The 22,133-nt window shown below is 74.6% G+C and carries 19 protein-coding genes and 1 tRNA gene; 2 read left to right on the top strand and 18 right to left on the bottom strand.

The genetic code is table 11. The annotated features are described in order from the left end of the window. Window positions 1-82: 82 nt before the first annotated feature. On the top strand, window positions 83-2,686 hold the full coding sequence (locus OG899_RS24285; RefSeq protein WP_406311147.1) for a CHAT domain-containing protein: 2,604 nt from the start codon (window positions 83-85) through the stop codon (window positions 2,684-2,686). Window positions 2,687-2,741: 55 nt separating this feature from the next. Here OG899_RS24285 and OG899_RS24280 read toward each other — a convergent pair whose 3' ends face one another. From OG899_RS24280 to OG899_RS24245, 8 genes are all read right to left on the bottom strand, one after another. Further along, window positions 2,742-4,556, bottom strand: a complete 1,815-nt coding sequence (locus tag OG899_RS24280) for a LuxR family transcriptional regulator (protein WP_125500146.1) — start codon at window positions 4,554-4,556, stop codon at window positions 2,742-2,744. 364 nt (window positions 4,557-4,920) lie between these two features. After that, a complete protein-coding gene (locus OG899_RS24275; protein ID WP_406311146.1) occupies window positions 4,921-5,997 on the bottom strand; it encodes an LLM class flavin-dependent oxidoreductase in 1,077 nt (358 codons plus the stop codon). Beyond that, on the bottom strand, window positions 5,994-7,367 hold the full coding sequence (locus OG899_RS24270) for an NtaA/DmoA family FMN-dependent monooxygenase (RefSeq protein WP_125500144.1): 1,374 nt from the start codon (window positions 7,365-7,367) through the stop codon (window positions 5,994-5,996). The genes OG899_RS24275 and OG899_RS24270 overlap by 4 nt, the downstream gene beginning before the upstream one ends. Before the next feature lie 38 nt (window positions 7,368-7,405). Beyond that, on the bottom strand, window positions 7,406-8,611 hold the full coding sequence (locus tag OG899_RS24265; RefSeq protein WP_125500143.1) for an LLM class flavin-dependent oxidoreductase: 1,206 nt from the start codon (window positions 8,609-8,611) through the stop codon (window positions 7,406-7,408). Between the two features lie 104 nt (window positions 8,612-8,715). Then, window positions 8,716-9,744 (bottom strand): ABC transporter substrate-binding protein, encoded by a 1,029-nt coding sequence (locus OG899_RS24260; RefSeq protein ID WP_406311145.1) that lies wholly within the window; start codon window positions 9,742-9,744, stop codon window positions 8,716-8,718. A gap of 101 nt (window positions 9,745-9,845) precedes the next feature. Then, complete coding sequence (locus OG899_RS24255; protein WP_125497412.1) at window positions 9,846-10,829, bottom strand: amino acid ABC transporter permease; 984 nt, start codon at window positions 10,827-10,829, stop codon at window positions 9,846-9,848. A gap of 197 nt (window positions 10,830-11,026) precedes the next feature. After that, window positions 11,027-11,176, bottom strand: coding sequence for a hypothetical protein (locus tag OG899_RS24250; protein WP_168131165.1), 150 nt, complete (start codon window positions 11,174-11,176; stop codon window positions 11,027-11,029). 174 nt (window positions 11,177-11,350) lie between these two features. Then, the gene (locus tag OG899_RS24245; RefSeq protein ID WP_125497411.1) at window positions 11,351-12,235 is read right to left on the bottom strand and encodes a glutathione S-transferase C-terminal domain-containing protein; all 885 of its coding nucleotides are present in this window, start codon (window positions 12,233-12,235) and stop codon (window positions 11,351-11,353) included. Window positions 12,236-12,751: 516 nt separating this feature from the next. Here OG899_RS24245 and OG899_RS24240 point away from each other — a divergent pair. Next, window positions 12,752-15,223: a polysaccharide lyase 8 family protein gene (locus OG899_RS24240; protein WP_406311144.1), complete on the top strand. Its 2,472-nt coding sequence runs from the start codon at window positions 12,752-12,754 to the stop codon at window positions 15,221-15,223. Window positions 15,224-15,299: 76 nt separating this feature from the next. Here OG899_RS24240 and OG899_RS24235 read toward each other — a convergent pair. The 10 genes from OG899_RS24235 to OG899_RS24190 all read right to left on the bottom strand — a co-directional run bounded on the left by OG899_RS24235 (window position 15,300) and on the right by OG899_RS24190 (window position 21,956). Beyond that, window positions 15,300-15,373, bottom strand: a tRNA-Pro gene (locus tag OG899_RS24235). A 67-nt stretch (window positions 15,374-15,440) separates the two neighbouring features. Next, entirely contained in the window at window positions 15,441-15,974 is a 534-nt protein-coding gene (locus OG899_RS24230) for a MarR family winged helix-turn-helix transcriptional regulator (protein WP_125497409.1), read from the bottom strand. Then, the gene (locus OG899_RS24225; RefSeq protein WP_406311143.1) at window positions 15,908-16,858 is read right to left on the bottom strand and encodes a beta galactosidase jelly roll domain-containing protein; all 951 of its coding nucleotides are present in this window, start codon (window positions 16,856-16,858) and stop codon (window positions 15,908-15,910) included. Before OG899_RS24225 ends, OG899_RS24230 begins: the two co-directional genes overlap by 67 nt. 3 nt (window positions 16,859-16,861) lie before the next feature. Further along, complete coding sequence (locus OG899_RS24220) at window positions 16,862-17,530, bottom strand: beta-galactosidase domain 3-containing protein (protein ID WP_268245729.1); 669 nt, start codon at window positions 17,528-17,530, stop codon at window positions 16,862-16,864. A 7-nt stretch (window positions 17,531-17,537) separates the two neighbouring features. After that, on the bottom strand, window positions 17,538-18,704 hold the full coding sequence (pqqE, locus tag OG899_RS24215; RefSeq protein WP_406311142.1) for a pyrroloquinoline quinone biosynthesis protein PqqE: 1,167 nt from the start codon (window positions 18,702-18,704) through the stop codon (window positions 17,538-17,540). Next, window positions 18,701-18,973: a pyrroloquinoline quinone biosynthesis peptide chaperone PqqD gene (pqqD, locus tag OG899_RS24210; RefSeq protein ID WP_125497405.1), complete on the bottom strand. Its 273-nt coding sequence runs from the start codon at window positions 18,971-18,973 to the stop codon at window positions 18,701-18,703. Before pqqD ends, pqqE begins: the two co-directional genes overlap by 4 nt. Continuing rightward, entirely contained in the window at window positions 18,970-19,722 is a 753-nt protein-coding gene (gene pqqC / locus OG899_RS24205; RefSeq protein ID WP_125497404.1) for a pyrroloquinoline-quinone synthase PqqC, read from the bottom strand. Before pqqC ends, pqqD begins: the two co-directional genes overlap by 4 nt. Then, window positions 19,719-20,618, bottom strand: coding sequence for a pyrroloquinoline quinone biosynthesis protein PqqB (gene pqqB, locus OG899_RS24200; protein ID WP_168131159.1), 900 nt, complete (start codon window positions 20,616-20,618; stop codon window positions 19,719-19,721). The genes pqqC and pqqB overlap by 4 nt, the downstream gene beginning before the upstream one ends. Window positions 20,619-20,625: 7 nt before the next feature. After that, complete coding sequence (gene pqqA / locus OG899_RS24195) at window positions 20,626-20,766, bottom strand: pyrroloquinoline quinone precursor peptide PqqA (RefSeq protein ID WP_125497402.1); 141 nt, start codon at window positions 20,764-20,766, stop codon at window positions 20,626-20,628. Window positions 20,767-20,834: 68 nt separating this feature from the next. Continuing rightward, window positions 20,835-21,956 carry a sorbosone dehydrogenase family protein gene (locus OG899_RS24190; protein WP_125497401.1) on the bottom strand — a complete coding sequence of 374 codons (1,122 nt, stop codon included), beginning with the start codon at window positions 21,954-21,956 and terminating at the stop codon, window positions 20,835-20,837. Window positions 21,957-22,133: the final 177 nt, after the last annotated feature.

Raw genomic sequence — 22,133 nt, 5'->3', positions numbered from 1 at the left:
ACCGGTGCCGTACCGGGCAGCCCGGTGTCCGCGCAGGACGGCGTGGTTCCGGGCCCTGACCAGTGCCACTACCATCCGGTGGATGATGTCGGGAAGCGAATCGGTGCTCGAGCTGCTGCCGATGGTGTTCGCTGACCCGGGCGAGGCGCTGGCACGGGCGCAGACGCTGCTGCGGACCGGTCCGTCGCCCCTGGACGCCTCGGTGGCGCACCAGGTGATCGGGATCTGGCAGCGCGACTTCGGCGACCTGCGCCTGGCCCTGCGGCATCTGCGGCGCGCCCGTGCGCTGGCGGCGCGGGCCCGGTCGGCCGAACGCGAGGCCGATGTGCTGGCCACGCTCGGGGTGGCGCTGGTGCACGCGGGCCGTACCCGGCAGGGGCTGGACGCCTTCGAGCAGGGCGTGGCGCGCGGCACCGGGCACACCCGGGCGCGGGTGCTGTACCGGCGGGCGTACGTGTGGTGGGTGCTGGGCCGGCACCGGGAGGCACTGGAGGACGTGCGGCGGGCGGTGCCCGTGCTGCGCCAGGCCGGTGACGTGATCTGGACGGCGCGGGCACTGACGCTGCGGGCCACGGTGCATCTGGCGCTGGGGGCGGTGGAACGGGCGGACGCCGACTTCACCGCGGCGGAGGCGCTGTGGGACACCACCGGCCAGGAGCACGACAAGGCCGACGCGGTGGAGAGCCGGGGCCTGGCCGCGTTCCGGCGGGGCGACATCCCGGCGGCGCTGCGGCTGCTGGACGAGGCCGAGGAGCGGTACGCCAAGCTGGGCACCCCGACGTTCATGTTGAACATCCGGCGCTGCGAGGTGCTGATGGCGGCCGGGCTGGCGCCGGAGGCGCTGGCCGAGGCGGACGGGGCGATCGCCGAACTGGACCGTCTCGGCGGCCAGTCCACCCGCAAGGCGGAGCTGCTGCTGGTGGCGGCGCGGGCCGCGCGGCTGACGGAGGATCCCAACACGGCGATCGCGCGGGCGGCGCAGGCGGTGCGGCTGTTCACCGGGCAGCGGCGTGCCTGGTGGGAGACGCACGCCCGGCTGGTGCTGCTCGAGGCGCGGGTCGCGGCCGGGCGCCGCTCCGGGCGGCTGGTGGCGGACGCGGCGACGGTGGCCGAGCGGCTGGCGGCGTTCGGTTCGCCGGCCGCGCCGGAGGCGTCGCTGCTGGCGGGCCGGATCGCGCTGGCGCTGGGGCGGTCGGCCGAGGCGGAGCGGCATCTGGCGGTGGCCGCGCGCAGCCGCCTGGGCGGGCCGCCGTTGGCCCGCATCACCGGCTGGGCGGCGCAGGCGCTGCGGGCGCGCGCGGCCGGTTCGAACCGGGGTGTGCTGGAGGCGTGCCGGCGCGGCCTCGACGTGCTCGACGACCACCGGATGACGCTGGGCGCCTCGGAGTTGCGGGCCCGGGCCACCGCGCAGGGTGCCGAACTGGCCGCGCTCGCCCAGCAGGCGGCGCTCGCCTCGGGCCGGCCGCGGCGGCTGCTGACGTGGAGCGAGCGCTGGCGGGCCACCGTGCTGACGGCCCCGCCGACCCGGCCGCCGGCCGACCCGGCGCTGCTGAGCGGGCTGACCGCGTTCCGGGAGATCGCCGCGCGGGCCGAGCAGGCCCGCCGGGACGGTCATCCGGTGCCGGCGCTGGAGCGGGAGCAGCGGCGCCTGGAGCGGGAGATCCGCTCCCGCACCCTGCATCTGCGCGGGGAGGCACCGGGCGGCGGCGACCGGTTCGACGCCGGGCGGCTGCTGCGGCGGCTCGGTGAGACCCGGCTGGTCGAACTGGCCGTGGTGGACGGGCAGGTGCATGTGCTGCTGTGCGGGCAGGGCCGGGTGCGGCGCTTCACGGCCGGCCGGCTGGACCGGGCGGTGGCGGAGGCCGAGCATGTGCAGGCGGGGCTGCGGCGGCTGGCGCACCCGGGTGCGCAGGCCCGGCTGCCGCTGGTGGAGGCGGCCGGCCGCCGGCTGGAGGAGCTGCTGCTCGGCCCGGCCGTCCGGCACCTGGGCACGGGTCCGGTCGTGGTGGTGCCGCCGGGCTCGCTGCACCGGGTGCCGTGGGCGCTGCTGCCGTCGCTGCGGGAGCGGGTGGTGAGCGTGTCGCCGTCGGCGAGCAGCTGGCTGCGGGCCCGGGAGACCGAGCCGCCGCCGGGCGGCCGCACCGTGCTGGTGCGCGGCCCCGGCCTGGCGACCGGCGGGGCCGAGGTGCCCGAGCTGGCCGGCCGGCACGGGGCGCCGGTCGTGCTGGAGAAGGACACCGCCCATGTCGCCCGGGTGCTGCGGGAGCTGGACGGGGCGGAGCTGGCGCACATCGCGGCGCACGGTGCCTTCCGTGCCGACAGCCCGCTGTTCTCCTCGCTGACCATGGCGGACGGGCCGCTGATCGTGCACGACTTCGAGCGTCTGACCCGCAGCCCGTACCGGATCGTCCTGTCCTGCTGCGACACCGCCCGGTTCGCCTCGGTCGGCGCGGACGAGCTGCTCGGCCTGGTCACCGCGCTGCTGCCGCTGGGCACCGCCGGGGTGGTGGCCTGCAGTGCGCCGGTCAACGACGAGGCGGTGGTGCCGCTGATGCTCGCCCTGCACAAGGGGCTGGGCGCGGGACTGTCTCTGGCCGAGGCGCTGCGCGACGCGCGGGCCGCCCTGCCGGATGACGCCACCCATCAGGCCACGGGGTGGGCGTTCACGGCGTTCGGGGCGGCCTGAGCGCGTCCCCGGCCCGTGCACCGGTGTGCCGGGCCGGGGCCGGGCGGGCCGACGCTCAGGCGGAGCGGGCGAGCAGCTCGGGCAGTGCCGCCCGGTCGCCGGAGCCGAGCCGGGTGTAGGCGCTGTGCAGATGGTTGCCGACGGTGCGCACGGACAGGGTGAGGCGTTCGGCGATCTGCCGGTTGCTCAGCCCGGCCGCCGCCAGGGCGACGATCTGGCGCTGTCGGCCGGTGAGTTCACCGAGCACCAGAGAGGCGAGCGCCGGGGTGCGGGCGCCGGGGCAGCGGCGGGCGAGGTCGAGGGCGCGCATCCGCGAGCGGCGGGCGGCGGCGGGGTTGCGGTGGAGGCGTGCGGCCTGGGCGTGCGCCTCGGCCGCGAACAGCAGCATCCCGCGCCGCTGGAGTTCCTCGGCCGCCCTGTCCACCGCGGCGCCGTCGCCGCGGGCCAGGGCCTCGGCGTGCCGGCCGAACGGGCCGTGGCCGTGCAGGTGCCCGGCGGCGCGCTCGGGGGCGCCGAGGCGGACGGCGTCGTAGAGGGAGGCCGGGTCGGTGTCGTCCACGCACCGCAGGGCGCCCGCCACGTCGCCCGAGGCCGCGGCCCGCCAGGTCGCGGCCCGTGCCCCGGACGCCGCCGTGTCGTCCGCCGGCACCGTCTCGCCGCACTGGGCGGACGCCAGGACGAGTTCCGTGCCGCACCCGGGGTCGTCCGGTGCCGTCCGCAGTCCCTCGCGGGCCCAGGCGACGGCCTGCCGCACCTCGCCCCGCAGCCGGCACAGCCGGGCCCGCACGGCCGCGTACCCGGCGGGGACCGGCACCCCGTGCTCCACCAGCCACTCCCCCACCGGTGCGGACACGTCGCGCACGTCACCGCGGTCGATCGCGTCGGCCAGCGCGGCCCGTTCGGCGTGCAGGGCGTGCTCGTGCCGCCGCGGGTCGCGGCCGAGGCGCCGGGCCCGCAGCACGCCGGCGGCGGCCCGCAGCGCCGGTCCGTGCAGCGGGTGGGCGAGCCGGACCGTGCCGTGCTCGTCGGCCCTCACCAGGCCCTCGGCCTCCAGGTCCTCCAGGATCCGGAGGTCGGCATCGTGCGCGTCGAGCGGCAGCGGGTCGGCGAAGGCGAGGCGTTCGAGTACCTCCCGCTCCTCGGCGCGGGCCCCGTCCAGGACTCGGGCGGCCCGGTCGCGGACGGCGTCGGTCAGCGGCAGCGGCCCCCGCCAGGACCGGGCGCCGGTGTCCTCGTCCCGGGCGAGCAGCCCGCGCCGGGTCAGCGCGCCGAGCAGGTCGCGCAGCAGCCGCAGATCGCCCTGGCACAGCCGGTGCAGCCGGTTGACGGTGAACGGCTCGACGTCGCCTCCGGCCCAGGTCTCCACCAGCCGGCCGGTGTCCTGCGCGGGCAGCGGGCGCAGGGCGAGGCGGGGCAGCAGCTCGCCCGTCCACAGCCGCTCGATCGCCTCGGGCACCTCGGTGTCGTCGGCGGCGACGACCAGCAGCCGGGTGCGGCCGTGCACGGCGAGCTGGTGCACCAGCGCGGCCGAGGCGTCGTCGAGCAGATGGGCGTCGTCGACCAGCAGCAGCCGTGTCCCGGACAGCAGCCGCAACGCGCGGGGCAGGGTGACCGGCCCGGGCAGCAGGTGCGCGAAGGCCGCGAACGGGATCCGGCGGGCCGCGGGCGCACCGGTGACGCGGGACCAGTCCATGCCGCGGACGGCCTCCAGCACCAGCCTGGTCTTGCCGCGGCCGGCCGGTCCGGTCACCACCAGGCCGGGCCGGCCGGCGGCCACCGACCGTCGGATCAGGTCGAGTTCGTCCGCCCGCCCGGTGAACGGCCAGGGCTCGTCGAGGGGGTGTGCATCACGGTGGTCGTAGGTCGTCACACCAGACAGACCCCGGCTACTCAGTTCTGATACAGCCCGACTTGAGCAGCCCTCGGCTCAGGCGCCGGGGACGGGCCGGTGACAAGCTGCTGTCGCAGCCGCCACTGCGGGCTGCCGGTGCGCACGCCGGCCGCGGTCCGGCACCGGGGGACCTGACGGGGGCCGCCGCCTCTCGGGGGAGGGCGACGGCCCCCTCGGGGTGCCGGGCCGGTCGGCCGCACCGTGCGGTGCTCAGTGGCGGCGCTGCCGTTTCCCGGTCAACAGCCGGCCGGAGCGCGCCCGCTCGGCGTGGCCGTGCGTGATCGTGGTGAGGGGCAGCCGGTCGGCGTCCGGTGGCCTCCGGCGGCTGCTCCGACCGGCGGACTCAGGCGGTGGGCTCGGCCGGCGGCAGCACGGGCGCCCAGGCGAAGGGCGGGTCGGGTATCTCCCTGCGCAGCACCGGCGCCACCTCGCCCTGGAACAGCTCCAGCGACTGCCGGTGCCGTGCGGGGCCGAGCCCGAAGGAGTCCGCGGTGACGTGCAGCACGGTGTGCCCGAACTGCTCGTGGTAACGGTGCACCTTGTCGACGACCTGCTGGGGACTGCCGACGAGGGCCGAGCTGCGCTCCACGAAGTCCTCCAGCGTCTCGAAGACGACGGGCAGCCCCGCCTGCTTCTGATGGGCGAGGTTGCTCTCGAACAAGGGCCGGTAGGCGGCCAGCGCCTCCTGCGAGGTGCGGGCCACGCACAGGCCGGCCGACCCGGCGCCCACGGCGATGCGCGCCGGGTCGTGCCCGTGGTGCTCCCAGCGTTCGCGGTAGTACCGGATCAGCTCGGCGTACGGCTCGGCGGGGTGGGTGACGTTGGCGGAGAACAGCGGGTCGCCCCAGCGGGCGGCGAGGTCCACGCTCCGCCTGCTGGTGGCGCTGCCGTGCCAGACCCGCACGGGCTGCTGGTAGGGCCGCGGCCACACCTCGGCGTCCTTCAGCGGTGGCCGGAACCGGGTGTCGGCGGTCACCTTCGGCTCCCGCCACAGCCGCCGGAAGACCTCGTAGCTCTCGGCGTTGCGGTCCCACTGGTCCTCGGGAGTGACGTGGAACAGCTCGCGCTGGGCCGTGCCGTTGCCCTTGCCGATGATCATCTCCAGCCGTCCGCCGGAGAGATGGTCCACGGTGGCGTAGTCCTCGTAGGCGCGCACCGGGTCGAGCAGGCTCAGGGTGGTCACCGCGGTGAACAGCCGGATGCGCCGGGTCAGGGCGGCGATGTGGCTGAGCACCACCGTCGGCGCGGAGGACAGGAACGGCCACTCGTGCCGCTCCCCCACGCCGAAACCGTCGAAGCCCAGTTCCTCGGCGAGCTGTGCGCTGCGGAGCACTTCCCGGAAGCGCTCCTGGGGGGACGCGAGGACGCCGGTGACCGGGTCGGGCCGGTTCGCGATGAGAGTGACGGCGAGAAACCTCATGACGCCGCCCGCTCGGTGCGCGCCTCGTCGGGGTGGGCGAGGCCGAGGTGGTCGCGCAGGGTGGTGCCCTCGTACTCGGCGCGGAAGACGCCCCGTTCCTGCAGCAGCGGCACGACCTTGTCGGCGAAGGGGTCGAGGCCGCCGGGGGTGATGTGCGGGACCAGGATGAAGCCGTCGGCGGCGTCGGCCTGCACGAACTCGTCGATGGTGCGGGCGACGGTCTCGGGGGAGCCGACGAAGGTCTGCCGGTTGCCGGTGTTGATCACCAGGTCGCGGATGGACCAGTTGTTGGCCTCGGCCAGTTGCCGCCACTCACGGGCGACGGCGACGGGGTCCCGGTACATGCGGACCTGGGCACGTCCCTTGGCGATGTGGTCCTCGCCGACGACCGGGTCGACGTCGGGCAGCGGCCCGTCCGGGTCGTAGGCGGACAGGTCGCGGTTCCAGACGAGCTCCAGGTGCTTGATGGCGGTGGCGCCGCTGACCTGCTTGCGCCGCACCTCGCGGGCGATCTCCTCGGCCTCGGCGTCGGTGTCGCCGAGCACGAAGGTCGCGGCGGGCAGGATGAGCAGCTGGTCGGGGCGGCGGCCGTAGGCGGCGAGGCGGGACTTCACGTCCTTGTAGAAGGCCTGGCCCTCGCGCAGGGTGGCGTGCCGGCTGAAGATGGCGTCGGCGCTGGAGGCGGCGAACTCCCGTCCTTCGTCGGAGTCGCCGGCCTGGAAGATCACCGGGCGGCCCTGCGGGGAGCGCGGCACGTTGAACCGGCCGTGGATGTCGAAGTGCTTGCCGCGGTGCACGAAGGCGCCGGCGCGGGCATCGCGGAGGAAGGTGCCGGTCGCCTGGTCGGCGACGATCTCGTCCCCGTGCCAGGAGTCGAACAGTTCGTTCGCGGTGGCGAGGAACTCCTTGGCGCGCGAGTACCGCTCCTGTTGCGGCAGGAAGCCGCCGCGGCGGAAGTTCTCACCGGTGAAGGCGTCCCAGGAGGTGACGACGTTCCAGGCGGAGCGGCCGCCGGAGAGATGGTCGAGGGTGGCGAACTGGCGGGCCACCTCGTAGGGCTCGTTGAAGGTGGAGTTGATGGTGCCGGTCAGGCCGAGCCGGTCGGTGACGGCGGCGAGCGCGGCGAGGACGGTGAAGGTGTCGGGGCGGCCCACCACGTCCAGGTCGTAGATCTTTCCGCCCTGTTCGCGCAGGCGCAGTCCCTCGGCCAGGAACAGGAAGTCGAACTTGGCGCGTTCGGCGGTGCGCGCGAAGTGGACGAAGGAGGAGAACTCGATGTGGCTGCCGGCGGCGGGGTCGCTCCACACGGTGGTGTTGTTGACGCCGGGGAAGTGGGCGGCGAGGTGGATCTGCTTCAGCGGTGCGCTCATGGTGCGGTCTCCCGTGGCGGTGGAAGGTGCTCGGGCGGTCAGGCGACGGCCTGCGCGTAGCGGTTGGCGGGGCGGGCGAGACCGAGCAGGCCGCGCAGGGTGGAGGCGTCGTAGGTGTCGCGGAAGCGGCCGCGGCGCTGCAGTTCGGGCACCAGGTCGCGGCCGATGCGGGGCAGGTCGTGGCCGACGACGGCGGGGCGCAGCCGGAAGCCGGTGATTCCCTCGCCCGCCAGCTCCTCGATCACGTCGGCCAGGTGTGCGGCGGTGCCGGTGACGATACGGGCGTCGCTGGTGTACGTCTGGCCGGCGAGCGTGTCGAGCCGGTCGCGGCGTGCCTCGGCCTGCGCCCGGCTGTCGTCGAGGAAGACGACGAGGTCGGCGAAGACGTGCAGGGGTTCGCCGGCCCGCCCGGCCGCCTGCTGTTCGGCGCGGATCTCGGCGACAATGGCGCGGGCCTGGGCGGCGTCGTGCGGGGTGACGTAGCCGATGTCGGCCTGGCGGGCCACGAGCCGGTAGGGGACGGTGCCGTGGGCGAGGGCGGTGACCGGCGGCTGGCCCTGGGGCGGGCGCGGGGTGATGGAGGGGCCCTTGACGCTGAAGAACCGGCCCTGGAAGTCGATGTAGTGCAGCTTGTCGCGGTCGATGAACCGGCCGGTGGCGACGTCGCGGATCTCGGCGTCGTCCTCCCAGCTGTCCCAGAGCCTGCGCACCACCTCGACGTGGTCGGCGGCCTCGTCGAACAGGTCGGTGAGGGTCTCCTGGGCGGCCGGGCTGTCCCAGGTGTCGATCCGGGGGACGGTGCGCCGGCCGAAGTGGGCGGCCTCGTCCGGCCGTGCGGAGATCTGCACCCGCAGCCCGGCGCGTCCGGTGCTGACGTAGTCGAGGGTGGCGATCGCCTTGGAGATGTGGAACGGCTCGGTGTGGGTGGCCACCACGGTCGGGACGAGGCCGATGTGCCGGGTCAGCGGGGCGACCCGGGAGGCGATCAGAACGGCGTCGAGCCGGCCGCGGACCTGGTCGGTGCGGTCGTCGGGCTCGAAGCGGTGGGTGGACTGCGGGCCGAGGCCGTCCTCGATGGTGACGAAGTCGAGCAGGCCGCGTTCGGCCTCGGCGACCAGGTCGGCCCAGTAGCCGGCGGTGAACAGCTCACGGGGCCGGGACACCGGTTCGCGCCAGGAGGCCGGGTGCCATCCGGTGCCGTCCAGGGCCGCGGCGAGATGCAGGTGGGAGTCGGTCGAGGACACGGCGGGTGCCTTCCTTCGGTCGTCTGCGGTGGTGTGCGGTGGTCGGTGGTGTGCGGTCGGCCGGCGCCGGTCTCCGGCGGCCGGCATGAACTCCGCTGTGATGCTCAGGTGTTGTCCAGGGGCAGTCCCGGCGGGTTCACCCGGGACGTGGTGACGGCCTCGTCGGAGAGGTTCCAGGCGGCGAGCCACTGCGCGTACTGCCCGTTCTCGATGAGGTGGTCGATGGCGGCGGCGATGGGCTCGGCCAGGCCGCTGCCCTTCTTCGTGGCGGCCGCGATCAGCCCCTGAAGGGTCTCGCCGGCGCCGGAGAACGTGCCCGCGGTGCGGGTCGCGCGGGGTGTGCCGGCGGTCTGCCGGACGTGGTAGGAGATGGCGGGGTTCGGGCCGAGATAGGCGTCGATCTTCCCGCCGGCCAGGGCGAGGTAGGTGCTGTTGGAGTCCTGGAAGTACTTGACGGTGAGCTTCTTGCCCTCCTCGGCCAGCTCGGCCTTCCACTGGAGCAGGATCCGCTCCTGGTTGGTGCCGGAGCCGACGGCGACGGTCTTGCCGGCCAGGGCGTGGTAGTCGCCGCGGAAGGTCCAGGTGCTGTTCTTCGGTACCTCGAAGGCGAGGTCGTCCTTCCGGTAGGAGGCGAAGTCGTACTTCCGCTTGCGTTCCTCGGTGTCGGTGACGTTGGAGAAGGCCACGTCGGCCTTGCCGCTGTCGAGCGCGACGAACATGTTCTCCCAGGTGAAGTTGCGCAGTTCGGCTTCGAGTCCGAGGACGGCGGCGACCAGGCGGCCGAGGTCGGGTTCGGCCCCGGTCAGGGTCTTCTGGTCGGCGCCGACGTACGCCAGCGGCGGGAAACCGGACGGCAGCGCGCCGACGGCGATGACGAGCGTGCCTTTCTTCCGTACGGCTTCGGGCAGGTCGTCGTGCAGTTCCTTCACCTCGGGCACGGTGAGCGTGGTCTGCCGGGCGGCCCCGTCGGACAGGCGTCCCACGGTGACGGTGCCGGGTGCCCCGGCGTCACCGGCCGTGGTGGCGGCGTCGCTGTCGCCTCCGCACGCGGTGAGCAGCGCGGCGAGGCAGGCGGCGGCCGTGGCCGCGGTCAGGGCGCGCAGATTCCGGCGGTGGGGGCGGCGGGTGGGCATGGTTCGTCCTCGGGGTCGGTGGTGCGGCGACGGAAGAGGTGCGGGGGCGGACGGTGCGGGGTGCGTGCCGTCCGGCAGGGGGCGGTGCGGCGGGCTGCCGGTCATGCGGCGGCCTCGCGGCGGACACGGGCCCGCAGGCCGGTGAGCGCGGCCCGCAGCCGTTGCAGCGGTGTCGGCGGCAGGGCGTGCTGTGCGCCGCGGGCGTGGTGCCGTTCGACGTGGTACTGGACGGCGGAGACGGCGCTGGTCAGGATCAGGTACCAGACGGTGACCACCAGCAGCAGCGGCACGATGTCGCCGGGGTAGGTGGAGCCCATGGTCTGCGCCGCGCCGAACAGGTCGAGCAGGGACACGTAGAAGACCAGGGACGTGCTCTTGATCAGGCCGATGAGCTGGTTGACGTAGTTCGGCACGATGGTGCGCAGGGCCTGCGGGAAGACGATCCGGGTGAACCGGCGGTACCGGGACAGGCCGAGGGCGGCGGCCGCCTCGTACTGGCCCTGGTCGACGGAGAGGATGCCGCCGCGGACGACCTCGGCGGCGTAGGCCGCCTCGTTGAGACTGAGGCCGACGACGGCGACGACCATGTCGGTGGCCAGCCGTGATTCGTCGAAGCGGAAGAAGGCCGGCCCGAACGGGACACCGATGCTGAGCGTCCGGTACAGGGCGGAGAAGTTGTACAGGAAGATCAGCACCACGATCAGCGGGACGGACCGCAGGACCCACACATAGGTCCAGCCCACGGCCCGCAGCACGGGGCTCGCGGACAGCCGGGCCAGGGCGATCACGATGCCGCCGAGCAGGCCCAGCACGGCGCTGAGCGCGGTGACCTCCAGGGTGACGACCAGGCCGTCGAGGACGACCGGGCGCAGGAACCAGTAGCCGAACCGGTCCCACTGGTAGAAGGGGTTGGTGGCCAGCCCGTGCACGAACTGGGCGAGCAGCACCAGCACCACCGCGGTGGCGATCCACCGGCCGAGGTGGCGCTGGGGCAGCACGCGCCGGACGGCGAGGGGCGGGGCGGACGATGCGGCGGCCGGTTGTGCCTCGGCGAGGGGCACGGCGGCGCCGGGGGTTTCGCTCATGGAAGGGCTCCGGCGGGGTCGGACACCCCCGACCGGGCACGGATGCCGCGCACGCGTGCCGTCCCGTGGCGGCGGCCGGGGCCGTGCACGGGAACGGGCGCGCGGTGCGGCGCGGAGGTCAGGGGTGGGCGGAGAGCCGCACGCCGCGGCGGCGCGGCGCGGCGGGGACGTGGCGCAAAAGGGCTGCGGAACGGATGTCAGCCCAGGCGGCGGGCACGGCCCGGCGCGGTACACAGTGCGCTGCTGACGCGGAGCAGGTCGACGGCGCGGTCGGCCACGAGCAGACGTGGGGACGGCGCGACACGGCCCGGGGTGCGCCCGGCGGCCGTCCGGGAAGCTGCGTCCATGTCCGTCACCTGTCGTGGGAGAGGCCTTGTGTCCCCTGCGGACCTGCGTGCGCCCGCAGCGGTGTCCGGGTGTGAGGCCCGGTGCGGGGCACGGGTGCCCCGCCGACCTTTCTGGGCCGTAAGTAAGTCAGGTGTGCGCGGGAAAGTCAACGCCGGGTCCACCTGGTGGACCCCTCAGGCACGTCGGCTGTCGCGGGCGCCGCGGGCGTGGGCGGCCCAGTCGAGGATCTGCACGGCGGCGCCGGCCGCCTCCAGGCCGCGACAGGCCGCGCGGTGCCGGCGGGCGATGCCGTCCAGGTCGAGGTGGGTGCCGAAGGACGGGAGGGTGGTCAGCCGGCGGGCGTGCGCCCACAGCGCGGGGTGGTCGGCGATGCGGTGCACGGCGTCGGCGTCGAGGTGGTGGCGGTGCACGGTGTCGAGCTGCACCAGAGTGGCCCAGGCGGTGACGTCCGCGGCGGTGAGCTGATCACCGGTCAGGAAGTCCTGGCCGTCCAGGCGTCGTTCCAGTTCGTCCAGCGCGCACAGCAGCAGTCGCAGGGCCGCGGCGCGCTCGGCGGGGCCGCTGTCGGCCTGTCCGGCACGCTGGGCGGCCTCGTCGATGTCGTGGGTGCACAGCCGCTCGACGGCCTCGATGTCCGCCTCGGCGCCGCACGGGTACAGCGGTGCCCGGCCGTCGCCGAAACACCGGTCGAGGTCGCGCAGGATGTCGGGGGCGTGGTTGCTGACGATCCGGCCGGACCAGTCGTCGGCGAGCACCGGCGCGAGGGCCGGTCCCGGGTAGTGGTGGGCGCCGGCCTCGTACAGCGGCCGCAGTGCGGCGTGCCCGCCGTCCGCACAGTCGGGCACGGCGGGCAGCTTGATGAGCGGGCAGGTGTCGCCGACGCCGAGCAGGCTGTGCGTGACGGCGACCCGCAGGCCCTGCGGACAGGCGGTGGACACGTGCAGGCGGTAGCGGCGCGGCACGACCCAGTGGCCGCTGCGCGGATCGTCTTTGATGCGGCCCCGGAAGACCGGGGTGGGCTCGGTGAAGCGGTGGACGGCCGGCGGTGTGACGGACATGGGTCTCCCCGGGTACGGCACGCGCGGGACAGGCGTGCGGGTCAGACGGTGGAGGGTGTCTCAGCCGCTGCGGCCGGCGACGCTGCCGGGGCGCGGCTCGGCCGAGGCGAGGCCCTGTCAGACAGCGAGCGGGCGCGAGGACGACAGGGCCCGCAGGACGGGGCTCAGCGCACTGCGACGCAGCTCAGCGCACTGCACACACGCAGCAGGTCGATGTGGCGACGGCAGGTCAGCAGGAGCGAGAAACGCGGCGCACGGCCGGCCCGGCCGGCCCTCTGCTCACGACTCCTCATGTTTCCCTACCCGTTCACTAGGATTCCTCCATGGAGTGTCGATCCGCCGGATGACGCAGTCAAGGGGAGGTCTCGGTCTGCGGACGGCGGCGTCCCGGCGGGTGTGCCCCGCACGGTCCGACGGCCGTCCCGCGTGCCGCGTCCCGCCCACATGGCGCGGTGTCCGATACTCGGCACGACCCGGTGCCGTCCGCCTGTCCACCCGCACCGGGGCGGAGAGACCATGCCGATGTCCTGTTCGCGCCGCGGACTTCTGCTGGCGTCCGGCGGTGCCGCACTGTCGCTCGGACCGATCGGCGCCCCGGCGGGCGCGGCCCCCGGGGGCCGGGGTGTCAAGGCGACCGGCGGTGGCGCCGACGACGTGTTCGCCACCGTGCGCGCCCGGTGGCGCACCCTGCTGCTCGGCGAGGGGTTCCGTCCCACCGCCGAGCCCTTCCGGGCCAAGCTCGCCGGCCTGGGGGCCACGGCCGCACGTCATGCCGCCCGGATGGCGCCCACCGGCACCTCGTTGTGGCCCGACGCCGTCTGGGCCGCCCCCGTCCCCGGTTCCGAGAGCGACGCCTCCGCCGCCTCGGCCGCGATCCGGACGAGTTTCCGTCGGCTGTACACGATGGCCGAGGCGTTCGCGCAGCCGGGCACCGGTGTCACCGGCGACGACGCTCTCGCGGACGCGGTGATCGCGGGCCTGGACCATCTGTACGCCCGGGTCTACCACGAGCACCAGGCGCCCTTCGGCAACTGGTACGACTGGCAGATCGGCAGCCCGCAGGCGCTGCTGGACACGGCCGTGCTGCTGTACGACCGGCTCACGGCGGACCGGATCGCCGCCTGGTGCCGGGCCGTGGACACGTTCGTGCCGGACACGGCCGTCGCGCGGTACACCGGCACCTCCACCGGCGCCAACCGTGTGGATCTGTGCCGCGTCCTGGCGGTGCGCGGGGTGCTCGAGAAGCGGGACGACAAGGTCGCGCTGGCGGCGCGCGCCGTCGCACCCGTCCTGCCGTATGTCACCGAAGGCGACGGCCTGTACGCCGACGGCTCGATCGTCCAGCACACGTATGTGCCCTACACCGGCACCTACGGCGCCGTGCTGCTGGACGGTCTGGCCAAGCTGTTCGCGCTGCTCGCCGACTCCCCGTGGCAGATCACCGACCCGAACCGGGCGAACGTCTTCCACGCGGTCGAGGCGGCGTTCGCGCCTTTTCTGCACAACGGTCTGTGCATGGACGGGGTGTCGGGCCGCGCCGTCGCGCGCGGCCAGGTGCCCGGAAGTCCACTGGGGCAGACGGACGACCACACCCGCGGGCATGTGCTCATGGCCGCGATCGTCGCACTCGGGCGCAGTGCCGACGCGGAGGCGAACCGCCGCTGGCGGTCCCTGGTGAAGGGCTGGATCCGCCGGGCCACCCCCTCCCGCTCACCGGTCACGGACCAGCGGTTGTCGGTGGCTCACCTGGCGCTGCTGCACGAGGTGCTGGACGACGGCCGGGTCACCGCGGCCGAGCAGCCGTGCGACAGCCGTGTGTTTCCCGCGATGGACCGTGCGGTGCACCGCCGCCCCGGCTGGGTGGCGTCGGTGTCGATGTGCTCCCGGCGCATCGCGTACTACGAGCACGGCAACGGCGAGAACCTCCACGGCTGGCACACCGGTGCGGGCATGCTCTACTGGTGGGGCCGGGACTTCGCCGACGAGCAGTACTCGGACCGGTTCTGGCCCACCGTCGACCCGTATCGGCTGCCCGGCACGACCGTGTCGGCGAAGCGGCTGGCCGACGGCGAGGGCGGCCCCTGGGGCGCGGCACGTCCGGACACCGACTTCGCGGGCGGGACGGGCGACGGCACCTTCACGGTGCTCGGCCAGCACCTCAAGGGTCTGTCGTCGACCCTCGAGGCCCACAAGTCCTGGTTCCTGCTGGACGATGCGGTCGTCTGCCTGGGCTCGGCGGTGACCGCCCGCGACGGCACCGCGATCGAGACCGTCGTGGAGAACCGGCACCTGGGCGCGGAGGGGACGAACACCTTCACCGTGGACGGCCGCGCCCAGCCGTCCGCTCCGCCCTGGTCCGCCACGCTCAGCGGTGCCCGGTGGGCGCACCTCGCCGGTCACGGCGGCTACGTCTTCCCCGCCTTCCCCGGCAGCGCCACGCTGCGCGCACGGCGCGAGGAGCGCACCGGCGCCTGGCACGACATCAACACCGCGACCGGGTCCCCGACCCGCTTCTCCAGCCGGTTCCTCACGCTGTGGTTCGACCACGGCACCGCGCCGGTGGACGAGGGCTACGCCTATGTGCTGCTGCCCGGCGCCTCGGCCCGCCGTACCGCGGCGTGGGCGGCGACGCTGCGGCACCGGCTGCGGTACGTCGCCGCGCGGGACGTCCACGGCATCCGGGTGCCGCATCTCGGCCTGACCGCCGCGGTCTTCTTCGCCGCGGGGCGTTGCGGCCGGCTGACCGCCGACGGGCCGGCCTGCGTGCTGGTCCGCGAGCGCCGGGACGGCACCGCCGTCGTCTGTGTCGGCGACCCGACGCGGACCCGGACGGATCTCACCGTGACCTGGCACCGCCCGGTCCGCGGCATCGTCTCCCGGCCCGGCACGGTGGTCGCCGCGTCCACCGGTGCGGCCCTGCGGCTGATCTTCGCCGGCCTGTCCCGGGCGGCCGGTGTCACCCAGCGGATCACCGTCCGGCTCGGCTGACAGAAGGCGGAAACGCCCGAGGGGCCGTACCGGACGGTTCCGGATACGGCCCCTCGGGCTGACGAACTCTCACGAGTCGGGACGACAGGATTTGAACCTGCGACCCCTTGACCCCCAGTCAAGTGCGCTACCAAGCTGCGCCACGTCCCGATGCGCTCCCGCGGTGGCCCGCGTGATCGCGCGCCTCCACACTACCGCACCCGAGGGGGTGCTCCGGTCACGCGGTGCGGGACGTCGCGGTCGCGGTGCCCTCGGTGCGCTGCTCGGTGTCCGCGTCCTGCGCGTACGCCAGGAAGTCGTCGACCATGCGGTGGAACAGGGTGGCGAGCTGACGCAGTTCCTCCGCGGACCAGCCGGACAGGGCGGCCTCCATACCGCGGGCTCCGGCCTCGCGGATGCGGGCGATGGCGTCGCGTCCCTGCCCGGTGAGCCGGATCCGCTGGGCGCGGCGGTCGTCGGGGTCGGGGACACGGCTGACGTAGCCGGACCGCTCCAGCTGCTGCACCGTGCGGGTCACGTGCGAGGCCTCCACCCCCAGGCGCTGCGCCAGCTCGCTGGGCCGCTGCGGGGTGCAGTCGGCGATCTGGCGCAGCAGTGCGACCGCGGCACGGTCCAGCGGCACCCCGGCGATGCCCATGAGTCTGTCGTGCTGCCGGGCCCGCGTGCTGAGGTAGGTGATGCGGGTCAGGGCACGCTCGATCTCGGCCACTTCGGCGGAGACGGGGCCGGGGGGCGACGATGCAGTGGGCATATACCCAGGCTACCATGTCCTTGCGTTGCGCAACTATTTGCGACTGTCATGAGCAGTCGGCCGCGGCCCCCGAGGTGGCCGGGATCCCGGCCGGGACCGTGACCCTCCGTGTCCGGCGGGCGGCGGGACGTGCTCGGCGGCGGTACGCCGGTGAGGGAACCTTTTCGACCGGGACGCCGCCGGAGGCGGGACCCAGCACGGTGAGCGTGGGCTGCGGCGGGCCCGCGGGCACGGTGCCGTCGGACAGGACGGCGAGGGCCCGGGTGTTGCCGCCGCATGGGGTCGGAACTGCCGTTGGGCAGGACGAACAGGACGAAGGTGTGCTGGGGGCCGACGTCGTCGACGTACTGGCCGGGTTTCCAGCCGTTGAGGAAGATCTGCACCCGGTAGGGACGGGACGGATCGTCGGTGAAGGTCAGGTCGAGCGAGGCGTCGGTGCCGGGGTCGACGGACAGCCGGAACTCGGTGCGGTAGCGGGCCACGCCCTGCCGGGTGTCGGTGGGCGGCAGGGTCACCGGCTGCCACGACCGGTCGGGGTAGCCGGGCAGGCGCCAGCCGTGGCGTTCGCCGTACAGGCCGCCGGTGTCGAGCGGCCCGCGCACCGGGTCGGCGCCGGCCGCACCCTGGATGCGCCAGGTCGGCGGGGTGCCGTCGAGCGTGACGGCGGTCGGGCCGCGCGCCGACTTGAAAGCGTCGCTCGCGCCGCCGTCCTCCTCGTGGGCCATGCGGCGCACCAGCACGGCGACCGTGTGCGGGCCGGGTCCGCGCAGCTCGGCGGGCACGGTGAAAATGGCCGTGTCCGACCAGGTGCTCCAGGCCGCCTGGTCCGCGGTGGGCACGGGCAGCCGGTGGGGGCCCAGCGGCCGGCCGTCCCACCACGCCATCAGCTAACCGAGCGTGTCGGCCTGGTAGGTCAGGGAAAGTGTCTCCGCGTCACCGGCGTCGGTGACGGTCGCCCGGTACCAGACGTCGCCGTAGCGGACGCCGTAGTCGTCGGCGAACAGCACGGCGGGCTGGCCGGCGGGCACCTCGATGGCGCTGTGACTGGTGGTCAGGTCGCGGACCCGCCAGTCACGGTCGTCGAAGTCCGGGTCGGTCTCGGGGCTCTCGGGGGCGTGACGCCAGCCGGTGGGCTCGGGCAGGGACACGGCGGGCGGGCCGGCCAACCGGCTGCGGGCGGTGAGGCCGCCGAGGGCGGTGGCGGAGACGGGGACACGCCGTCCGTTCCACCGGACCGTGCGGATCCGGGACGGCGACCACACCGTCAGCGCGCTCGCGGCGGTGGTGTCGCCGGTGAGATGGACGGTGGTGCCGGTGATCCGGGCGTCGCGCACCAGGGCGGGCCCGCTGACGAGCACGGCACCGGCGTCCGTGCCGCGGGGCCGGTCACCCGGTACGGCTCTTCGCCCGGACCGACCGCCGCTTCTACGGTCCTGACCGGCGTCGCGGCCGACCGCTCGGCGCGCACCGGACCGCCGGTCGCCCTCACCGACGAGGGCACCCGCCCGGCCACGGCCACGGCCGTTCCTGCGGGCGGGCAGGACGTCACGGGGCACCGCAGGGTCAGGCGTCCTCCGTGACGGCGGGGCGGGCCGGTGCGGGCAGCGGGGCCGCGCCGGGCCGGCGGTGGACGTACGGCGGCGGGGCGGGCCGGTCCGCCTCGGTCTGCTCGCGCACCAGGTGGTGGTCCGGGGAGAGCGCGCACGCCGGGTCGGTGCGGGCGGCGTCGCCGGTGAGGGCGAAGGCCTGGCAGCGGCAGCCGCCGAAGTCCTCCTCGCGGCGGGGACAGCTGCGGCACGGGCCGGTCATCCAGTCGGTGCCGCGGAAACGGTTGAAGGCCGGGGAGTGCCGCCAGATCCAGGCCAGCGACCGGTCGCGGACGCAGGGCGGGTCCAGGCCGGGGATCGAGGCGGCGGCCGGGCACGGCAGGACGGTGCCGTCCGGGGCGACGGTGAGCGAGACCGCTCCCCAGCCGCCCATGCAGGGCTTGGCCACGCCGTCGAAGTAGTCGGGGACCACCCACACCAGGTCCATCCGGCCGGCGAGCTGCTCCCGGCGGCGTTCCACGGTCTCCCGGGCGCGGGCCAGCTGGTCGCGGGTGGGCAGCAGAGCGGCCCGGTTGAGCAGACCCCAGCCGTGGTACTGGGTGTTGGCCAGTTCGACGCGGTCCGCGCCCCAGTCCACGGCGAGGTCGACGAGGGCGTCCACGGCGTCGAGGTTGCCGCGGTGCAGCACGACGTTCAGGCCGAGCGGCAGTCCGGCCAGGCGGACCAGCCGCGCCGCGTGTTCCTTCGCGGCGAAGGAGCCGTCGCGTCCGGCGATGCGGTCGCCGGCTCGGGGGTCGGCGTGCTGGACGGACAGCTGGACGCTGCGCAGTCCGGCCTCGGTGAGCGCGGCCAGCCGGGCCTCGTCCAGCCCGGTACCGCTGGTGACCAGCTGGGTGTAGATGCCGGCGTCCTCGGCGGCGGCCACGATCCGCTCCAGATCCGGGCGCAGCAGCGGCTCGCCGCCGGACAGGTGGGTGTGCACCACGCCCAGCTCACCGGCCTGCCGCAGCACGTCCGCCCACTCCTCGGTGGTCAGCTCACCACAGCGGCGGGCGAGGTCGAGCGGGTTGGAGCAGTAGGGGCAGTGCAGGGGGCAGGCGTGGGTGAGTTCGGCGAGCAGCGCCCACGGAGGCGGGGGAAGGGAGGCGGAGGACGAGGATGCGGAGGCGGAGGGAGCGGTCATGTCAGCCAGCCCTCCCGCCGGAGGCTGTCGAGGAAGGCGGGGACGGTCGCGGCGACCGGCGCTCCGGGGAACCGCTCGGCCAGTTCGTCGACGATGCCCTCGACGGTGCGGGTGCCGTCGCACAGGCCGACGACCGTGCCGCCGCTGCCCTCGAGGACGACCACGCGTTCCGGCAGGACCAGCAGATCCTCGCCGCGCACCGGGTCGTGACGGAGCCTCAGCCCGGGGGCGAGCGCCGGACGCCAGTCGGTCACGGCCTGCGGGGTCACACCCGCTCCCGCGGGCCGTCCTGCGGACCGGGGGTGTCCTGCCGGGTGCGGTGCTCCACGGCGTCGAGCAGTGCCCAGAGCACGTCGCACTTGAAGGTCAGGGCGGCCAGGGCCTGTTCCTGCTGTTCGCGGGTGCGGGCCCACTGCAGGACCAGGTCCAGCGCTTCGGTGCTGTCGCGCCGGCCCTGGTCGACGCGGGCGCGGAAGTAGGCGAGCCCGTCGGGCGCGATCCAGGTGTAGTGGCGTTCGAACGCCTCGATGCGCCGGAGCATCAGGTCGGGGGCGGTCAGTTCGGTGAGCGAGGCGGCGACGGCCTCCAGCGGTGAACGCAGCCGGCAGAAGGTGACGTAGCCCTCGACGGCCATCCGCACGCCCGGCAGCACGGTCTCGCCCGACAGCAGGGTGGCGCGGTCGAGGCCGGCCGCCTCGCCGAGCCGCAGCCAGCGTTCGATGCCGCCCTCGCCCTCCCGGCGTCCGTCGTGGTCCTCGATGCGCCGCAGCCACATGCGCCGCAGCTGCGGGGTGTCCAGCTTGGCGACGATCAGCGCGTCCTTGACGGGGATGTGGCGCTGGTAGTGGAAGCGGTTGGCGATCCAGCAGCGCACCTCCTCCCGGCCGAGTTCGCCTCGGTGCATGCGCAGGTTGAACGGATGCCGGTCGTGGTAGCGCTCCTGGGCCACCGCGCGCAGGCGGGTTGCGAACTCGGTGCGGGTCCAGGGGGGTGCCGGCGGGGCGAGGGTCGTGGTCACAGCTCGATCACCAGGGTGTCGTCGGCCACCTCGAGGCCCAGCCGGGCGAGTTCCTTGTGCTCCGGCGCGGCGGGGTCGAGGAGGGGGTTGGTGTTGTTCAGGTGGGTGTACAGGCAGCGGCCGGGCAGCGTGGCGAGGATGCGGGCGGTGCCCTGGGGGCCGTCGATGGGAAGGTGGCCCATGGCGGTGGCGGTGCGGGAGGAGATGCCGGTGCGGCGGGGTTCCTCGTCGTCCCAGAAGGTGCCGTCGACGATGACGCAGTCGGCCTCGGCGGCGGCCCGGTGCAGGGCGTCCGGCCAGGCGGCGACGGCCGGGGCGTACAGGGCGGTGCGGCCGGTGTCCGGGTCGTGCAGGCGCAGCGCGACGACCCAGGCGTCGTGGCCGGGTGCGCCGGCGGCGTAACGCGGGCGTTTGCCGGAGACGGGGACGGCGTCGATGCGCACGCCGGATCCGGACGAGTCGAGCGCCACGGTCCTTCGGGTGTCCAGCTCCCGCCAGGTCACGGTGGTGTAGGGGGTGAGGACCTCGCCGAGTCGCAGACGGTCCTCGACGGCCTCGCGCACCGGGGCGGTGGCGACGATCTCCAGGCGGTCCGCCTCGCGCAGCCGCCACAACCCCAGGGTGTGGTCGAGTTCGGCGTCGGTGAGGACCACGCCGGCGACCGGTGTCTGCCGGGCTCCGGGGCCCGGGTGCAGGTCCGGGTGGGCCTCGATCTGGTCGCCGATGTCGGGGGTGGCGTTGACGAGGTACCAGCGGCCCTCGCCGGCGCGGACGGCCAGCGAGGCGTGCCGGCGGCGGCGCCCCGGGTGGGCGCGCGCCCCGGAGCACCCGGGGCACGCGCAGTTCCACTGGGGGATGCCGCCGCCGGCCGCGGTACCGAGTACCCGCAGCAGCATGCCGGGGCTAGCGGACGCTGAGGGAGTAGGCGGTGACCTCGAGCGCGGTGTCGACGACCGTGTATCCCGGTGTCCGCCACGCGCTCGGGGCGGCCTCCTCGCCGGCGGTGCCGGCGGGCTGCTCGGGTTGTTCGACGACGTCGGTCATGGTGCGTGCCTTCCTTTCTGACGACGGTGGGTGGTCACCTCCCGGTGCGGGAGGGGTCTGTCACGGGATCACGTGAGGGTCACCTGCAGCAGGAGGTCCTTCCCTTTGCCGCGGTCGCTGGTGCCCAGCCAGAGCGTGCGGGACCCGGGAACCTTGACCAGCGCCCGCAGGCGGCCGTAGGTGCCGTTGTAGTGGGCGGTCGGCGTGGCGACGTCCTGGCCGGTGGAGTCGAGGGGCAGCCGCCACAGCCGGCGGCCCTTGAGCGTGGAGACGTACAGGACGTCGTCGACGACCGCGATCTGCGCGGGCACGCCGCCCTCGTCGGGTTTCCAGACCATCTTCGGATTGGTCATGCCGGCGACCGAGCAGGATCCCTCGCAGGTGGGCCAGCCGTAGTTCTTGCCCGGCTTGATCAGGTTGAGCTCGTCCCAGCGGTTCTCGCCGATCTCGGTGGACCACAGCCGTCCGGCCTTGTCCCAGGCGAGTCCTTGCACATTGCGGTGGCCGTAGCTGTAGACCCGGTTGCCGAACGGGTTGCCGGGGGCCGCGGCTCCGCTCTTGGTGATGCGCAGGATCTTGCCGTTGAGCGACTTCTTGTCCTGGGCGAGGGTGCCTTTGCGGGCGTCGCCGGTGGCGACGTACAGGTACCGGTCGGGGCCGAAGGCGATGGTGCCGCCATTGAGCTGGGTGTCCCGGACGATGCCGGTCAAGACGGGCGTGTAGCCGCTGAGCCGGGTGCCGTCGAAGCGCATCTTGACCACGCGGTTGTCCTGCCGGGTGGTCTCCATGAAGAACACGTCCTGGTCGCTGGTGCCGTTCCAGGTCGGTGACACGGCGACACCGAGCAGGCCGCCCTTGTCCTCCGTCTGCTGGTCCCACACCGCGTTCGGCACGGTGCCGGCCTTCTGCTTGCTGCCGTCCGGACCGACCTTCCAGACCACGCCGGTGTTGCGTTCGGTGACCAGGGCCGTGGTGCGGCCGGGCAGGAACGCGATGCCCCAGGGCGTGGTCAGGCCGTCCGTGAGCGTGCGGATCGCGGCCGGTGCGCCGCCCGAGCGAGGATCGGCGGGGGTGCCGTCGGCCGTCGCGGACGGGCCTGCGGTGCCGACGGCCGTGAGGGCGGCGGCCGCGGTGAGCGCGGCCGTGCACGGACGGATCCGATGCGCCGCCGAGTGCGCCGAGCGTGACATCCTGTTCTGCCTTTCCTGTCGTGCCGCGGCCGTGTGCTGCCCGACGGAACCGACACGGCCGGCTGCGGTACGGGGCTGCTCGAAGGACGCGTGCTGCGCGGCGACGCGGCGGACCCGCGGGAAGACGGAGGGTGGGTCCCGGGCCGTGTCCGTGACGTCCCGTGCCCCGGGCGGTGA

Origin of the sequence: Streptomyces thermoviolaceus (genome assembly GCF_045209695.1) — a bacterium.
Taxonomy (GTDB): domain Bacteria; phylum Actinomycetota; class Actinomycetes; order Streptomycetales; family Streptomycetaceae; genus Streptomyces; species Streptomyces thermoviolaceus.
The sequence above is the reverse complement of the archived record's forward strand: the minus strand, read 5'-3'. Positions and strand labels throughout refer to the sequence as shown.

Excerpts from the sequence above, each read along its gene's own strand:
- OG899_RS24285 (WP_406311147.1), top strand. The coding sequence starts at position 83 with ATGATGTCGGGAAGCGAATCGGTGCTCGAGCTGCTGCCGATGGTGTTC.
- OG899_RS24275 (WP_406311146.1), bottom strand. The coding sequence starts at position 5,997 with ATGAGGTTTCTCGCCGTCACTCTCATCGCGAACCGGCCCGACCCGGTC.
- OG899_RS24270 (WP_125500144.1), bottom strand. The coding sequence starts at position 7,367 with ATGAGCGCACCGCTGAAGCAGATCCACCTCGCCGCCCACTTCCCCGGC.
- OG899_RS24260 (WP_406311145.1), bottom strand. The coding sequence starts at position 9,744 with ATGCCCACCCGCCGCCCCCACCGCCGGAATCTGCGCGCCCTGACCGCG.
- OG899_RS24255 (WP_125497412.1), bottom strand. The coding sequence starts at position 10,829 with ATGAGCGAAACCCCCGGCGCCGCCGTGCCCCTCGCCGAGGCACAACCG.
- OG899_RS24250 (WP_168131165.1), bottom strand. The coding sequence starts at position 11,176 with ATGGACGCAGCTTCCCGGACGGCCGCCGGGCGCACCCCGGGCCGTGTC.
- OG899_RS24245 (WP_125497411.1), bottom strand. The coding sequence starts at position 12,235 with ATGTCCGTCACACCGCCGGCCGTCCACCGCTTCACCGAGCCCACCCCG.
- OG899_RS24240 (WP_406311144.1), top strand. The coding sequence starts at position 12,752 with ATGCCGATGTCCTGTTCGCGCCGCGGACTTCTGCTGGCGTCCGGCGGT.
- OG899_RS24230 (WP_125497409.1), bottom strand. The coding sequence starts at position 15,974 with ATGCCCACTGCATCGTCGCCCCCCGGCCCCGTCTCCGCCGAAGTGGCC.
- OG899_RS24225 (WP_406311143.1), bottom strand. The coding sequence starts at position 16,858 with ATGGCGTGGTGGGACGGCCGGCCGCTGGGCCCCCACCGGCTGCCCGTG.
- pqqE (WP_406311142.1), bottom strand. The coding sequence starts at position 18,704 with ATGACCGCTCCCTCCGCCTCCGCATCCTCGTCCTCCGCCTCCCTTCCC.
- pqqB (WP_168131159.1), bottom strand. The coding sequence starts at position 20,618 with ATGCTGCTGCGGGTACTCGGTACCGCGGCCGGCGGCGGCATCCCCCAG.
- pqqA (WP_125497402.1), bottom strand. The coding sequence starts at position 20,766 with ATGACCGACGTCGTCGAACAACCCGAGCAGCCCGCCGGCACCGCCGGC.
- OG899_RS24190 (WP_125497401.1), bottom strand. The coding sequence starts at position 21,956 with ATGTCACGCTCGGCGCACTCGGCGGCGCATCGGATCCGTCCGTGCACG.